The organism is Trichocoleus sp. FACHB-90 (genome assembly GCF_014695505.1).
GTDB classification, from domain to species: domain Bacteria; phylum Cyanobacteriota; class Cyanobacteriia; order Cyanobacteriales; family FACHB-T130; genus Funiculus; species Funiculus sociatus.
The window spans coordinates 1-15,354 of the sequence record NZ_JACJOK010000020.1 but is presented as its reverse complement, the minus strand read 5'-3'; the positions used below and the strand labels follow the sequence as shown (position 1 = coordinate 15,354).

Here is a 15,354-nt window from a genome sequence, read left to right as displayed (position 1 = left end):
CCTTTAAACCTCTCTTAGTCCTAATCCCAACACAACTCCTAATCCCGGTCTTTGCACTGGCGAAATTTCTTCTGTCACCTCCAAAGAGAGAGCAGCAACTGGGTCTACTTGCGTAGTTGGCAAGCTTAACCGTTGCGTGAAAAATTCATCCAGTTGTCCAATTCCTCCTCCAGGCCCTGCTAGTAGCAGCTGCGCCACTTCCAAATTTTCGCTCTGATTTAGATAAAAATCGATAGAGCGACGTAGTTCGTCGGCTAGCTCTCCTAAAACTCTCACCAAAGCAGCCATACCGGGATTGATGCCTGTTGCACCCGACCTGACGTTATCTACTGGCGTGTTGGGAATTGTCATCGCTTGCAGCGTTTCGGTGCTTCTCGATGTTGGTAAATTCATCGCCCGGTTAAGAGCAGTCTGAAGTTGGAACGTTCCAATGGGAACGGTGCGCGAGAATTGCGGCACTCCATCCACGATAATCGCAATTTCGGTGCTATCGAATTCTATATCCACCAATACAGCTGCTTCTTGAGGCCCAAATTGTCGCAATTGCTCTCGAATCGTCCGAATTAGGGCAAAGCTACTAATCTCCAACACATCGATTGTTAACCCAGCTTCCCGGAAAGTCTCGATATAGCTGTTTGTAATTTCCTTGGGAGTGGCAACTAGCAGCACCTGCACCTTTTCAATTCCATCTTCATCGGTGAAAAAGCCCAGCTTCTGATAGTCCACATCGGCTTCTTCCCGTGGGAATGGCAGATATAGACCTGCTTCGTGATCCAGCACCATTTCCCGCAACTCTCTATCATCGAGTTCGGCTGGTACTGGGATAACGCGCACTACTGCTTCTCGCCCAGAAACGGCTGTGGCAACGTTCTGGACTTTTATTTTACTTTCTGCCAGTGCCATCTTAATTAGTTCAGCTAGAGCCGGGGCATCTGCAATCTTGCCTTCTAGGAAGATTCCTTCTGGAACCTCTGTAGAGGAGAGTGCTGCCAATTTGAATCCTTGACCCTGCTTGCGTAGCTGAGCAATATTAATCCGTTCCGGGGCGATTTCTATACCAATTCCTTTGGTACGTTTGGCTATTAATCCTTTAAAGCGGGTAAACATATTTTTTTGTTGGCTTTTCTTCGCAGCCCTGCGATCGCGTAGTAGGTGAGGAGATTGGGTTTAGGGAAATACAGACAGATTTATGGTACCCAATCTAACTCATAAACACATCGGTAGAGACAAAACTACACCCCGAAAGATTCCATACATTAGATATACCTCATCGGGTAGTATAGATTACTTCTATTGCCAAAATGGGATTGCGATTTACATGAGCCGGATAAATACCTGGAGACGTTTGAGCATATTCACCCTATTGGGATTGATGCTCAGCTGGGTGATTAGTTGTAGCCCTAGTCCATCCTCCTCAGGAAACCCAGAAATTGAATTTTGGACAATGCAGCTACAACCACAGTTTACTGAGTATTTTCAAAAGCTGATTGCTAACTTTGAAACTGAAAATAAAAATGTCAAGGTGCTATGGGTAGATGTTCCCTGGAGTGCGATGGAAAGCAAAATCTTGACAGCGGTTTCGGCAAAAACGGCACCGGATGTGGTAAATCTGAATCCTGACTTTGCCTCCCAGCTGGCATCGCGCAATGCTTGGTTAGATTTGGATGCTAAAGTTCCTCAACAGGTACGCTCGGCATACTTACCTAATATATGGAAGGCAAGCACTCTTAATGACAAAAGTTTTGGCATTCCCTGGTATCTGACGACGCGGGTAACAATTTACAATACCGATCTGTTTAAAAAAGCTGGTATCAGTAAACCACCAGCAACTTATACGGAATTAGCACAGGTTGCTGAAGCAATTAAAAAGAAAACTGGCAAGTATGCGTTTTTTGTGACGCTGGTTCCGGAAGATTCCGGGGAGGTGCTGGAGTCGTTGGTGCAGATGGGCGTTCAACTGGTGGATGCGGAAGGTAAGGCGGCTTTTAACACGCCCACAGGTAAGGCGGCGTTTCAGTATTGGGTAGACCTTTATAAGAAGGGATACTTGCCGCAGGAGGTATTGACGCAAGGGCATAGACGTGCAATAGAACTATACCAGGCTGGGGAGACGGCGCTGCTGGGGACGGGGGCGGAGTTTATGAATACGATTGAGAAGAATGCACCCGTTGTCGCGCAAGTGTCGGCTGCTGCACCGCAGATTACTGGCGAGACGGGTAAGAAAAATGTGGCGGTGATGAATTTGGTAGTTCCCCGCGATACTAATCGGCCGGATGATGCTTTGAAGTTTGCTTTGTTTGTGACAAATACAGAAAATCAGCTGGCTTTTGCCAAAGCTGCGAATGTGCTACCTTCTACAGTTGAAGCACTAAAAGAGTATGAACGCCAATTAGCGGGTGATGCCAAAACATCGCCATTGGCACAAGCTCGCGCTATCAGTGCTAGAGATTTGCAAGATGCAGAGGTGCTGGTTCCGGCGATGAAGGATCTTAACAAGTTGCAGAAGGCAATTTATGAAAATTTGCAGGCGGCGATGTTGGGGCAAAAGACGGTAGATCAAGCCGTGAGTGATGCGGCTTTAGCGTGGAATCAGAGGTAGTTTTTTAACGCAAAGTAACGCAGAGAACCTTTACGTTACTTTGCGTTTTTCAAAAAATGACCTATTAGATATAGGGAACCGCACAAGACTATTAAATCATCTGGGGCGGCGATCGCTATGGCTGCTTCCAAGCCAGCTGTGAGTTCGGGATAGATGCGACATGCTAATTGCGGGCAGATGTTTTGTGCAAGGGTGGCTAAAGATTCAGTTTCGGCTGAAGTATGATCTGGTACGGGGACTAAGTAAAGCTTTTCGCCTTCTCTAAGTAAAGCTTTAAAAATATCTGCATGGTCTTTAGTTGAAAGCATCCCCATCACCCAATGTATGTGTGACTTTTCCAGTGTATCGACATACTGACGCAGAGCGATCGCAGCTGCTGGATTATGTGCGCCATCTATTAGTAATTGACGATTTTGCCAGGTTGTCCACTGGAGTCTTCCCAACCATTTAGTTTTTCTCATCCCCGATGCGATCGCTTGTTCGGTAATTTTCCAACCTTGTTGCTGAAGAATTTGGAAAGATGCGATCGCTAACGCGGAATTCAACAGCTGAAAATCTCCCAACAACGGCAAAGGATACTTTATCGATTTTCGATTTTCGACACCTTCTTTATCAAGGGGGGGATCGGATTCTGCATTGAATTCCAAATTTTCAATACCCCTATATTCCACCCATCTTTCTCTACTCTGTGTCCTCTGCGCCTCAGAGGTTCGTAACTCTACCGCCGCTTGAGGGAAAACAGCAGGACAACCTAATTCCACAATCCGTTGTTTTACGACTGCGATCGCTTCCTCTGGCAATTGCCCAATTACCGCCGGACATCCTGGTTTGAGGATACCAGCTTTTTCTCTAGCGATGTCGGCTAGGGTAGGGCCTAGTACCTGCCAGTGTTCCCGACTGATGGAAGTTATGATGGTAACGAGAGGGCTGGAGCATACATTCGTTGCATCCAAACGTCCTCCCAATCCGACTTCCACCACCACGACATCTACTTCCTGCTGGTAAAAATATAACCACGCAGCAGTGGTGATGACTTCAAACTGAGTCGGTGACTCTTCATCTGGTTGGATAGCTGCTTGGACTTGTAGCAGCAATTCTCGCAGCGTTTCTAGGGAAATTGGCTGTTCGTTGAGACAAATGCGCTCATTCCAATCAATTAAATGCGGGGAAGTGTAGCGTCCGACACGATAACCCGCCTCTGTTAGAACTGCGGAGAGATAGGCACAAACTGAGCCTTTACCATTTGTTCCAGCGACATGAATAACTGGGACAGAGTGGTGCGGGTTGCCCAAATCAGTTAATAGTTTTTCAATGCGTTCTAGTCCGAGATGAACACCAAAACGTTGAAACGGTTGAAGAATTGAGTCGATATCCATGAGCAATTAATACTAATTTTTTTTAAAATTTATTTCTTGTGTAATTTATTGTGTAAATCAGCACAAGCATTCTCTAGCGCATTTACAGGCGATTTGCTAGATATGTGCGGTTATTATACGTTAGGTGGTTTGACCTGAGACGGTATTTTTTTCAGCAACTAAGAATTATTAAGATGGCAACAACTAAAGGCTTACGGGGTACGGAAGACCAAGGGAAAACTCGCCTGCTTTTGGCGCTGTGGGATATGGGCGGAGCGAAGGCGGAAGTTAAGAAAGGTGAATTAACCCAACGAATTCAAAGAACAAATGAGAAAGCTGCGGACTATCAGGGCATTTTTCAAGAATTAGAAAAAGCCGGAGCGATCGCTATCTCCAAGAATAAGATATCCCTGTCTTCCGAAGGTGTCCAGTTGCTAGGCGAGAAACTCGAAAGTGTTGATTTCGAGTTTGACTCTCAAATAGGGGCAAAAACTGCCAATGCTTTGTTGAAGTGGCTCCGAGAGATGGGAACACTATCAAATGGTGCGACTGCTCCTGGTGTGCAAAGTAAGGCGGAAGGGAAAGCGATCGCATCCTACGACGAGTTTAAGCCAGTGGCGTTGGATGTATACGACCAGCTGAACCGGGATTATAACCTGGACAATCTGGTGCCAATTTATCGGATTCGGCGGGAAATTGGGGAACGGGTAACGCGATCGCACTTCAACGAGTGGCTGCTGGAAATGCAAGCCAACGATCTTGTCCAACTCATCGGCGGCGAGATGACAGACATCACACCTGATAAAGCTGAAGACTCCATCAAAACTGAACTTGGCGGAATACGTTACTACGTCAAACGCCTAAGTTCTAAAAATTGATCTAAATCTTTTTGTAAATTCGTTACCTCACGCAATAAGCCATGACTAACTCTTCTGTTTCCTCCGTCGAATCCTTAAAATCTGCTCTTTTGGATCAAAACCCATTTAACGAGGTCGTTGTACGCTATCAAAATATTTGGGGACAGGGATTTCTTGATGTGGAGTCTCTAAATAATCACGCTTCCAATGCAGTTTTTCAGGCGATTGAGCAAAATCGGACAACCTCGATAGTCATAACTGCGGAATATGGAACTGGTAAAACCCACCTTATTAGCCGCATCCGTCATCATCTACAGTCTCAGGGTGGTGCATTGTTTGTCTACGCCAACAAATATGGTGACATCCAACAAATTAAGCAAGGATTTCAGGTAATTTTAGCTGACAGTCTCAGAAACCTTGGTAGCCAAGAAGTCACACAATGGCAGGAACTAGCGACATCTATGGCTAACCAGGTATTTAAGGCTGCTAACCCTAAGAACAAGACTGTTTCTCCTAAAGAGCTAGTTGAAAAATTTGGAAAGGGTAAACCAGAGCAAGTCAATAAATGGGTGAACGATCTAGCCAAAGGATTTCGCAAAGTAAAAGATGTTAGTGATCCTAATATTGTCAGAGCAATTTTTTGGACACTCTCAGATGAAGAAATGCTTGATGCAGTTCAATGGTTAGCTGGTCAAGAACTAGCTCAATTTAAAGCTAACGAGTTAAGATTACCCACTCAACGTCAATCTTTTGATGCTGTTTTGCAAATTTTGGATTTGATAAGTGAATATAACGAACTTGTCATTTGTTTTGATGAATTAGACAATCCAGACACTGATCCAGACACTGGCTTGACAAGAGCGCAAGTTGTGGCTGGTTTAATAAAAGAACTTTTTGAAAATCTCAAGCGTGGGGTAATTCTGAGTGTGATGCTTCCTGCTGTATGGAAGGATAAAGTTAAGCAAATGCCTAGCTTATCTTGGCGGAAGATTTCTGACTATGGAGAACCACTTGATTTAAAATTCATGGATGAGGATTCTGTCATTAATTTAGTGACCTTGCGGTTAAGAGATTTTTATCAAGCTCAAAACTTGGTTCCTCCTTATTCAGTTTATCCATTTTCTGAAAGTCAACTCAGGGGTATTGGTAAAACAAAGTCAGAAACCGTTAGACAAGTATTGGTGTGGTGTAAAGAGAACTTGTCTAAGATGCTAGACCGTGAAAGTGTAAAACCACCTTCAGATCCAGTAGAGGAGGCTTTTATTGAAGAAATGCAAGAAAATATAGGAAATTACTTAGATGATAATTTCCAACTTGCTGATGCTCTTTTATTTGGCTTTCAGACATTCATTGGACAGACAGTAGAAAGAGTAACCATTGAAGAGGTTACAGATAAAGTATATAAAAAGAAAACGGACAAGCACCTCAATTTCAAGATAATTGGCAAAGAAAACGGACAACCTGTAAAAATTGGCGTTGCAGTTCTTCAGTATGCTGGTGGCGTGGCGCTGGGAACAGGTTTGGGCAAGCTGAATGACTATAAAAAATTTGATTTAACTAGAGGTTGTTTAGTTCGTTCCAGGTCTAAGAAAATGACTAAACCTATGGAATCCAAGTATCTTGAACCTCTAATCAGAGAAAAAGGTGGAGAATTTGTGGAACTCAAAGAAGATGAGATAAAACCTCTAATAGCTATTCGTGCTGTTCATCAAAAGCGAGAAGTGGACTATAACTTAAGCGAGGCTGAAATTATTAAGTTCATCACTGAGAAAGGGGCTGAAAAAATGCTAGGAGCTAGTAACCCTCTGCTTAAAGAAATTCTCAGCGATCCATCTTATGAGGTGCCTACGGATATGATTGAAGACGAACCCGTAGTTTCAGAGGAGCCAATGATGGTTGATGTATCTGAATCAGACAACATAGAAGAAGCAATCGACACTTTATTCAACAAAATTAATGCTTGATATCCTGGCTATAGCAGTCTTAAATGCTTCGTGAAGGCAAGATACCCGACTTCTCTAAGAGTCGGGTATCTGAAGGTCTAGCATCTCACAACTCCAATAAGATTGCTATATAAGTTAAGTGCAACAGAGAAATTTATGAGTACCATGCGGACAAAACTACCGACTGATACTTGGGTTGTAGCTACATGGGATGAATTTATCCAAACCGTTGAAGACCCAGCTTATCAAAAAGCTAAAGGCTACTACTACAATGGACGAATGAGGATTGAAACTATGTCAGTAGGCCCTGATCATGCAAAAGATAATGGGATTATTGCTATTGCTGTCACCTTATTCGCCGCTCTCAAAAATATCCCACTGAATTGCTTGGATAACTGTAGCTACCGGAAAACAGGTGTTCGAGAGTGCCAACCTGATGTATCTTACTACATCGGAGAACGGGCGCAAATGGTACCGACAGGAACAGCGATCGCTAATCTTGACATTACTCCACCGCCAGATATAGCTATTGAAATTTCTGACAGTACCCTAGCTGATGACAAAGGCGAAAAACGCTTACTTTATGAAGATATAAAAGTATCTGAATATTGGATAGTGGATGTGCAGCAAGCCGAAATAATTGCCTTTGAAATAATTTCTAGTGGTGGTAGTAGAAGAATTACTCAATCTCAAATATTACCAGGTTTAGAGATGGCAGTATTAGAAGAGACTTTGCGGCGCAGTCGTCAAATGGCACACTCTCAAGTTGTGGCTTGGTTATTAACTCAATTTCAACCATAAGATGAAGTATGTCGCCAGTCAATTTTGTCAACCTTGATACTGCCCTAAAAGTACCAGCGCCAGACATTGAAGCGTTAATTCAAGGGAGAGCGATCGCAGCTACGCCTCGGACATTCATTGATCCGGGGCGACAATTTGCTCTCTATCCTGCTGATGCTTCGATTAACTTGCTACCAACTGAGCAACATTATCGCCCGAATTTTTTGTCTGTTGCTCAAACTGCATTTGCCCAGTTAAATTCTGAAACAGTCACAATTAAAGCTTGGGCTAGGTGCGAACTGTGCCAAGTTATAGATAATTCTGAAGCGTTAGAAGCTTTGTCGCGGTTGACAATTTGGACAACAGAAGCATTGCAGCAAATTCTCTCGCAACGTCCTTATATTTTTCTGACTTATTTACGAGTTTATCCGCTACCTCAACCGATAGAAGTTCCAGTAAATCCCAAGGGTAATTTTGTTTCTTTACCGAATCTCCTAACTGTTACTGAATCTTCGCCTGTATTGAGCGATCGCGTCTTCACTCAACGCCGCCAGCAGCTAGAACACAGACAGCCGCCACTGCATCCAGAATTGGAAGAATTGCAGAATGCGATCGCGCAGTTATCTATCAACAACCCAACAGCTAAAGAACTAGATCGAGACATCAAAGTTTTTCTCGGTTGGACTGAATCCTTACACCTAAGACAATCTGACCCCGATTTAGCTTGGATAAACACAATTGCTGACTTAGGTAATCGTAGTAAAGAAAATGAAGGCACAAGTAACTATCAAGCTGGTACTGATTTTGAGATTGTAGTCCGTAACAGCCTTGAATTTTTAGGCTTTACAGTTGACTATTTCCATAAAGGCGGTGCTGGTGGTGTAGATGTCTTCTGTTCACAACCCTATCCTCTAGTAGGTGAATGTAAAGCAGGTAAAAGTATCCCCAACCCAACCGCAGTGCAACTGTTAAATTTGGGAACGCTACGCCTCAAAAGTAAAGAACTATTTCAGCAAGCTGCTAAATTAATTATTGGCCCCGGCGAACCAACTACCCAACTTAATGATGCTGCAATAATACAAGGTATGGCGATTATTAATCCTGAAACACTTGAGAAACTGGTAAAACTGCAAAGTAAGCATCCTAACTCAGTAGACTTGTTTAAGCTGAAAAATTACCTGAAGCCGGGACAATCTGATGATGAAGTTGAAAAATACATTGCTCAAGTTGAAAAAGAGATTAGATTGCGATCGCATCTAGTCCAGCTCTTGAAAAAGCATCTAGAAACTACAGGCGATGAGAATGTTGGCATTGATGCCCTTCATGTAGCTTATCTTTACTCCAATCCACCTCAGCCATTAAAAACTGAGGAAATGCACGATATTCTGATTGAGCTTTCCTCACCTTTAGCGGGTTACTTGGGACGAATTAAGGGTAGTGATTGGAGGAGCGATCGCTTTTACTTTCTGCGCGACTTGTCAATGGATATCTGAGATAGAGAAAGCGATCGCTTGTATTTCCGGCGCAACTTGTCAGCCTAGGCATACTCCAGCTTTGGAGAGAGCGATCGCATTCTTTGAAATATAATCATCAACTAGCGATATTTTTCTCGCATTGCGAATCAGATGCAAGTTGTAACGTTAAAAATTTTTGTGCTGCTTGTGGTGTGAAAAACCAAATTTAGTTCATCAAAATAATTAGCCTTTCTGGGAAAGTTAGCCGCTTCTCTTAACATCTGGAACGCCACAAATCACCAGATGAATCGCACCAAGTTTATCGTCCCCAGGCCATAGTGGGCTTCAGTGTGCTATCTGCCAAAAGATATAAATGCTGCTTAAAGTATCTTAATCGTTGACGATTTGCTGGCGAACTGTAAAAATAGATACAGAAATAAAAATATTTACTTCTTACCAAATGGGGATTCGGAGCCATCAACGGCACTGGAGAATAGAACTAGAGAGAGATGTCGCACTCGTAACCTACCTCATTTAGTAAGAAATACTCAGGAAACTTAATCAGAGGCAAAATTTATGAAATTTTCTTATCGCGGTAGCAGTTATGAAAACACCTCACCCACCCTGGAAGTGACTGAAGGCGAAATTTTGGCTAAGTATCGGGGTCAAAATTATAAAGTTCAATATCCCAGACACGTTCAGGTTCCTGATGTGATCGTTAATTTAAAGTATCGTGGCGTTCCCTACATCGTCGGCAAAACCGGAACAACCGATACTCTACAGCGGCAACATCTTGAACAATTGGTAAATTTACCGGAGTGCAAATTGTCAGCGGATAAAAACCGTCAAAAAATGATGGATGAATCCGCTAGAATGCACTTGGAGAGTATCCGGCGCAGTCTGGAACACCGCATCCAGGTAGCCAAAGCTAACGGAGATGAAAACCTGATGCGCCTTCTGGAGGCAGAGTCGAAGCAATTGAGCGGGTGCTAATTAGGTGAAACTGATTAGAATATCTCTGGTAGGCAAGATGCCTGTCAGAGATATTTAATTTAGTAGTCTGCAATTAAAGTGCGATCGCGTTTCGACAGAAAAATATCGCGCTCATCCCCCTAAAGGTGTAGAATTTGATCTAAGCACGAAATCTTCAAATCTGAAGACGACGGATTCCTGGTTTATATAAGTAAGCGGGCGATAGAGAGCGATCGCCTTTTTTTTTGTGCAATGTTGCCGTCGAACAACCAAGTTGCAGCAATCCGTACAAATCCTATTTCAATTTTTCACAATAATTAATAATGTTGATCTGCGTCTCAAGCAGTAGCGGCGACACTCTCTGTTCACTGGTGGCTGTGAAGCGCAGGTATCGAGATTGTATTCTCCAGGCGGAGAACCTAAAAGCGATTCGCCCCTAAATTTTGCTCTTAATTGTTTGTGGAGACTAGAAAATGTTTGAATCTTATCGTCAACACGTTGCTGAACGTGCGGCTTTGGGAATTCCCCCTTTACCCTTGGATGCCGAACAAACATCGCAACTGTGCGAAATGTTGAAAAATCCGCCAGATGGTGAAGAAGAGACGTTGTTGGAATTGTTGCGCGATCGCATTCCCCCAGGCGTCGATCCCGCAGCTTACGTCAAAGCAGGATTTCTCACCGCCGTTGCCAAAGGCGAAACCAAAAGCCCCCTAATTTCCCCCATCTACGCCATCGAGTTGCTGGGGACAATGGTAGGCGGCTACAACGTGCAATCGTTAATAGATTTACTTAAATCAGACGATGAATTGGCATCAGCAGCCGCAACAGCTTTAAGCAAAATCATGCTGGTGTATGATGCCTTCCACGATGTAGAGGAATTATCCCAAACTAATCCCTACGCTAAACAAGTAATCGAGTCTTGGGCGGCGGCTGAGTGGTTCACCTCTCGCCCCACTTTGCCCGAAGCCATTACCGTCACCGTATTTAAGGTGCCCGGAGAGACGAACACCGACGATTTATCTCCCGCAACCCATGCCACAACCCGCCCGGATATTCCCTTGCACGCCTTGGCAATGCTGGAATCTCGGCAACCGGGAAGTTTGGAAACGATTGTCGAGTTAAAGAAAAAAGGGCATCCCGTTGCCTATGTGGGGGATGTAGTGGGGACTGGTTCATCGCGCAAATCTGCGATCAACTCAGTGCTGTGGCACATTGGCAATGATATACCTTTCGTGCCGAACAAACGGGCGGGGGGATATATATTAGGGAGTGCGATCGCGCCCATCTTCTTCAACACCGCCGAAGATGCAGGTGCATTGCCCATCCAGTGCGATGTCACCCAGATGGAAACCGGCATGGTAATTACCATTCATCCTTACAAAGGTGAAATTACCAACGAATCTGGCGAAGTAATATCCACCTTCAGCCTCAAACCCGACACCATCACCGACGAAGTACGCGCCGGAGGACGCATTCCCCTACTTATCGGACGCACCCTCACCGATAAAATCCGAGTTGCCCTTGGTTTGGAAACAAGCCCCATCTTCATCCGTCCTCGCCCACCCATCGACACGGGCAAAGGATACACCTTGGCACAAAAAATGGTCGGCAAAGCCTGCGGACTCGCTGGGGTGCGCCCTGGAACTTCCTGCGAACCAATAATGACCACTGTTGGTTCTCAAGATACCACAGGCCCCATGACCCGCGACGAACTCAAAGAACTCGCCTGTCTGGGTTTCAGTGCAGACTTGGTAATGCAGAGTTTCTGCCACACCGCTGCCTATCCAAAGCCAGTGGACGTGAAAACCCACAAAGAACTGCCCGACTTCATCGCCCAGCGTGGCGGTGTCGCCTTGCGTCCCGGCGATGGTATCATCCACTCTTGGCTGAACCGGATGCTGTTACCAGACACAGTGGGAACTGGCGGCGACTCCCACACCCGCTTTCCCTTGGGTATTTCCTTCCCAGCAGGTTCCGGGTTAGTTGCGTTTGCAGCAGCTTTGGGCGTAATGCCGTTGGATATGCCGGAATCTGTTTTAGTCCGCTTCAAAGGCGAATTGCAACCCGGTATCACGCTGCGGGATATTGTCAATGCCATCCCATATATTGCCATCCAAAAAGGTCTTTTGACTGTCGAGAAACAGAACAAGAAAAACATCTTTTCTGGGCGAATTATGGAAATTGAAGGTTTGCCAGACTTGAAAGTTGAGCAAGCTTTTGAATTTACCGATGCCAGCGCTGAACGTTCTTGTGCAGGTAGCACAATTAAACTCAGTATCGAGACAATTTCTGAATATCTGCGTTCCAACGTAGCGCTGATGAAAAACATGGTAGCGCGAGGCTATGCCGATGCGCGTACCATCATGCGCCGCGTCGCCAAGATGGAAGAATGGTTGGCAAATCCCGTGTTAATGGAAGCAGATCCGGATGCGGAGTATGCAGAAATTATCGAGATTGACTTGAACGAAATCAAGGAACCAATTGTCGCCGCACCGAACGATCCTGATAACGTCAAGTTACTTTCTGAAGTTGCTAACGATCCAGTGCAAGAAGTATTCGTCGGTTCTTGCATGACGAATATCGGACACTATCGCGCCACCGCGAAAGTGTTGGAAGGCGAAACAGCAGTCAAAACCCGCTTGTGGATTTGTCCTCCAACTCGAATGGATGAACACCAACTAAAAGAAGAAGGTGTTTATGGCGTATTTGATGCCGCAGGTGCGCGTACAGAAATGCCGGGATGCAGTTTGTGCATGGGAAATCAAGCCCGTGTGGATGATGGTACAACGGTGTTTTCAACTTCCACTCGCAACTTCAATAATCGCATGGGTAAAGATGCGCGAGTTTATCTCGGTTCTGCTGAATTAGCCGCTGTTTGCGCGATGTTAGGACGCATTCCCACAGTGCAAGAATACATGGAAATTGTGGCGAAAAAAATTCATCCTTTTGCGGGTGATTTGTATCGCTATCTCAACTTCGATCAAATCGCTAATTTTGAGGATGAAGGTCGCGTGATTGCCTTAGAAGATATGCCCAAGATTGAGGATATTTTGGGTATTCCATCTGGTGCGTTGAAGTAGAATAACTGTAGGGTGGGCAAAGCCCACCTTAATCAACTGATGAATAAAAGGATATCAGGTTATGAGAAGCCCATCGCTCCCCAACCCAAATAGTCTCTACGAACAAGACTTTTATCTGTGGATACAAACTACTGCTCAACAGTTAAAAGAAGGTCGATTTAAGGAGATAGATATTATTAGTTTAATTGAAGAAATTGAAAGTATGGGTAAAAGTGAAAAGCGAGAGTTAAAAATTCGGTTGATTATTCTTTTAATGCACCTTCTTAAATGGCAATATCCGCCTGAGAAACGGAGCGCAAGTTGGCGCAGCACTATCACCGAACAGCGTATTTGTATTGAAGGGTTACTAGAAGATAGTCCCAGTTTGCAGCCTCTAATTTCAGAAGTATTTGATGATTGTTATCAAAAAGCTCGCCTGAAAGCATCCGATGAAACAGGGATTAAATTAAGCTTTTTCCCTAAAGAATCACCTTTTACTCCCGAAGAAAGTTTGAAATATAGTTTTTTAGATTGATAAATCCAAATGGACATTCCCCTGCAATGGAGAGGCCAAACTGCGTTTCTGCCTGAAATTGCTGACAATACAAATGAGGCTTAAAGATGCTGTTGGAATTAAAGCGATTTAATATACCACCTGGTCATAAAGTTTTTCTAGAAGATATAACTTGGCAAGAATTTGAAACCATCTTAGAAGAGTTAGGAGAACATCGTGCGTCAAGAGTAGCCTATGACAATGGAATATTAGAAATCATGACACCCTTGCCAGAGCATGAAAGCATTAAACTTTTTATTACTGATTTTATCGGAATTCTTCTAGAAGAACTAGATATTGATTTTTATCCTCTTGGTTCTACTACTTTTAAAAACAGGGATATGCTCAAAGGGATAGAACCCGATAACTGTTTTTATATTCAAAATGAAGCAGCCGTAAGAGGAAAAGAAAAATTAGACTTATCCATCGACCCACCTCCAGATTTAGCCTTAGAGATAGATATAACTTCTCGCACTCATCCAAGTATTTATGAAGCATTAGGAGTGTCTGAGCTTTGGCGATTTGAAAAGGGGAAGTTACAAATTAATATATTACGAGATAGAAAGTATATTGAGTCAGCCTTTAGCCTGATTTTTCCTAATTTACCGCTTATTGAGGTGATTCCTCAGTATTTGAGCCAGGTAAGGACTGTTGGTAGGAATAAGACAATGAGAGCTTTTAGAAATTGGGTACGGAAACAAATTACAGTATCGTAAAATCTCAGCCTCGACTTCGATCAAACCGCCAACTTTGAGGATGAAGGCCGCGTGATTCCGCTGGTGGAAGAAATCCCTGTTTTGGGGATGCCTACGGCGGCTGGTCGATAATAGAGCCGTACCCATAGTTGCCCTCAGGCTTTAGCGTGGGGCTACACAAATGAAGCCCGCCTGTGCGGGCTTTTTAACATAAATTTGCAATATTTTCGTCTTTAATGAGACAAAATGCAGTCTATCATTGTATAGAACAAACAATAAAGTCAAAAGTAAGAATGAAAGCATCAGAAACCAGCCTCCGCAATTTACTAGAAGGCGGTAAACAGTTTCAAATACCGCTTTTTCAAAGGCCATACTCTTGGAGAAAGGAGAACTGGGAGACTCTGTGGGAAGACTTGATGAGTCTTTATAAAGATGAGGTGAAAGGCTTTTATTTTCTAGGCCCTATAGTAACCCAAGCAGTACCTGGAACAGCTGATGGGATATCTCCATTTATTGTTATAGACGGACAACAACGTCTTACAACCCTTACCATCCTTCTGGCAGCACTGCGAAACTATTTAAAAAAATCTGATCAACAGATGGCAGACCAGGTGCAGGAATTCTACTTAATAAATAAGTATCAAAAAAATGACGATTTCTATAAAGTGCTGCCTACCCAGGATGACCGCGAGGCATATTATAGAATTATCCAGATAAAAAAAGAGAAAGGCAAGGAGCTAAAAAAAGAAGGACAAATATATGAAGCTTATAAATTTTGGCTCTCCTGTACTTATGGGTATAAGTAAATTTTATTTAAATAAGCAAGCTAGCAGCTTCTCTCGTAAAGATTCAAAGCTCTTAAAACCATAGCTCTGCCGAATAATTAACTTAATTCTATTATTAATCCCTTCCATCACTCCGCTCGTCGTTTTACTAACAAAGTAATGACTAATTTCAACCAGATGATTCTCAATACTATGAACAGCTTTTCCGAAAATAATGCGGGCAGAATTCAACCAGCTTTTGAGTCGCTTAAATCCAATTTTTACGGTTGGACTCGTTTCATAAATGTCGCGGAGTTCCTCCT

The 15,354-nt window shown here is 43.7% G+C and carries 13 protein-coding genes; 10 read left to right on the top strand and 3 right to left on the bottom strand.

Features of this window, described 5'->3' with window-relative positions; translation table 11 throughout:
* Positions 1-3: 3 nt before the first annotated feature.
* Positions 4-1,107 carry a type IV pilus assembly protein PilM gene (gene pilM / locus H6F74_RS05740; RefSeq protein WP_190437609.1) on the bottom strand — a complete coding sequence of 368 codons (1,104 nt, stop codon included), beginning with the start codon at positions 1,105-1,107 and terminating at the stop codon, positions 4-6.
* Positions 1,108-1,318: 211 nt separating this feature from the next.
* Here pilM and H6F74_RS05735 point away from each other — a divergent pair, with 211 nt between their 5' ends.
* Positions 1,319-2,599, top strand: coding sequence for a sugar ABC transporter substrate-binding protein (locus tag H6F74_RS05735; protein WP_190437949.1), 1,281 nt, complete (start codon positions 1,319-1,321; stop codon positions 2,597-2,599).
* Between the two features lie 35 nt (positions 2,600-2,634).
* On the opposite strand, the gene H6F74_RS05730 is transcribed toward H6F74_RS05735, so the two are convergent.
* Entirely contained in the window at positions 2,635-3,975 is a 1,341-nt protein-coding gene (locus tag H6F74_RS05730; RefSeq protein WP_190437607.1) for a folylpolyglutamate synthase/dihydrofolate synthase family protein, read from the bottom strand.
* A gap of 173 nt (positions 3,976-4,148) precedes the next feature.
* Between H6F74_RS05730 and H6F74_RS05725 the strand changes: the two genes are divergently transcribed.
* The 9 genes from H6F74_RS05725 to H6F74_RS05685 all read left to right on the top strand — a co-directional run bounded on the left by H6F74_RS05725 (position 4,149) and on the right by H6F74_RS05685 (position 15,073).
* A complete protein-coding gene (locus tag H6F74_RS05725) occupies positions 4,149-4,832 on the top strand; it encodes a hypothetical protein (RefSeq protein ID WP_190437604.1) in 684 nt (227 codons plus the stop codon).
* Between the two features lie 41 nt (positions 4,833-4,873).
* Positions 4,874-6,775: a P-loop NTPase fold protein gene (locus tag H6F74_RS05720; RefSeq protein ID WP_190437601.1), complete on the top strand. Its 1,902-nt coding sequence runs from the start codon at positions 4,874-4,876 to the stop codon at positions 6,773-6,775.
* 135 nt (positions 6,776-6,910) lie between these two features.
* Positions 6,911-7,555, top strand: coding sequence for a Uma2 family endonuclease (locus H6F74_RS05715; protein ID WP_190437598.1), 645 nt, complete (start codon positions 6,911-6,913; stop codon positions 7,553-7,555).
* An 8-nt stretch (positions 7,556-7,563) separates the two neighbouring features.
* Positions 7,564-9,027: a DUF1802 family protein gene (locus H6F74_RS05710; RefSeq protein WP_190437595.1), complete on the top strand. Its 1,464-nt coding sequence runs from the start codon at positions 7,564-7,566 to the stop codon at positions 9,025-9,027.
* A 537-nt stretch (positions 9,028-9,564) separates the two neighbouring features.
* Complete coding sequence (locus H6F74_RS05705) at positions 9,565-9,981, top strand: DUF4278 domain-containing protein (protein ID WP_190437593.1); 417 nt, start codon at positions 9,565-9,567, stop codon at positions 9,979-9,981.
* Positions 9,982-10,433: 452 nt separating this feature from the next.
* Entirely contained in the window at positions 10,434-13,040 is a 2,607-nt protein-coding gene (acnB, locus tag H6F74_RS05700; protein WP_190437591.1) for a bifunctional aconitate hydratase 2/2-methylisocitrate dehydratase, read from the top strand.
* 61 nt (positions 13,041-13,101) lie between these two features.
* Entirely contained in the window at positions 13,102-13,554 is a 453-nt protein-coding gene (locus H6F74_RS05695) for a DUF29 domain-containing protein (protein ID WP_190437586.1), read from the top strand.
* Between the two features lie 86 nt (positions 13,555-13,640).
* The gene (locus tag H6F74_RS05690; RefSeq protein WP_190437583.1) at positions 13,641-14,288 is read left to right on the top strand and encodes a Uma2 family endonuclease; all 648 of its coding nucleotides are present in this window, start codon (positions 13,641-13,643) and stop codon (positions 14,286-14,288) included.
* A gap of 215 nt (positions 14,289-14,503) precedes the next feature.
* Positions 14,504-15,073 carry a DUF262 domain-containing protein gene (locus H6F74_RS05685; protein ID WP_206756291.1) on the top strand — a complete coding sequence of 190 codons (570 nt, stop codon included), beginning with the start codon at positions 14,504-14,506 and terminating at the stop codon, positions 15,071-15,073.
* Between the two features lie 3 nt (positions 15,074-15,076).
* Here H6F74_RS05685 and H6F74_RS05680 read toward each other — a convergent pair.
* Positions 15,077-15,354: transposase (locus tag H6F74_RS05680; RefSeq protein ID WP_190434894.1), on the bottom strand; the 278-nt coding region annotated here is incomplete at its 5' end.

What these genes read in the sequence shown, in the direction of transcription:
- acnB (WP_190437591.1), top strand. Translation starts at nt 10,434, where the DNA reads ATGTTTGAATCTTATCGTCAACACGTTGCTGAACGTGCGGCTTTGGGA.
- H6F74_RS05735 (WP_190437949.1), top strand. Translation starts at nt 1,319, where the DNA reads ATGAGCCGGATAAATACCTGGAGACGTTTGAGCATATTCACCCTATTG.
- H6F74_RS05695 (WP_190437586.1), top strand. Translation starts at nt 13,102, where the DNA reads ATGAGAAGCCCATCGCTCCCCAACCCAAATAGTCTCTACGAACAAGAC.
- H6F74_RS05715 (WP_190437598.1), top strand. Translation starts at nt 6,911, where the DNA reads ATGAGTACCATGCGGACAAAACTACCGACTGATACTTGGGTTGTAGCT.
- H6F74_RS05725 (WP_190437604.1), top strand. Translation starts at nt 4,149, where the DNA reads ATGGCAACAACTAAAGGCTTACGGGGTACGGAAGACCAAGGGAAAACT.
- pilM (WP_190437609.1), bottom strand. Translation starts at nt 1,107, where the DNA reads ATGTTTACCCGCTTTAAAGGATTAATAGCCAAACGTACCAAAGGAATT.
- H6F74_RS05730 (WP_190437607.1), bottom strand. Translation starts at nt 3,975, where the DNA reads ATGGATATCGACTCAATTCTTCAACCGTTTCAACGTTTTGGTGTTCAT.
- H6F74_RS05705 (WP_190437593.1), top strand. Translation starts at nt 9,565, where the DNA reads ATGAAATTTTCTTATCGCGGTAGCAGTTATGAAAACACCTCACCCACC.
- H6F74_RS05710 (WP_190437595.1), top strand. Translation starts at nt 7,564, where the DNA reads ATGTCGCCAGTCAATTTTGTCAACCTTGATACTGCCCTAAAAGTACCA.
- H6F74_RS05685 (WP_206756291.1), top strand. Translation starts at nt 14,504, where the DNA reads ATGAGACAAAATGCAGTCTATCATTGTATAGAACAAACAATAAAGTCA.
- H6F74_RS05720 (WP_190437601.1), top strand. Translation starts at nt 4,874, where the DNA reads ATGACTAACTCTTCTGTTTCCTCCGTCGAATCCTTAAAATCTGCTCTT.
- H6F74_RS05690 (WP_190437583.1), top strand. Translation starts at nt 13,641, where the DNA reads ATGCTGTTGGAATTAAAGCGATTTAATATACCACCTGGTCATAAAGTT.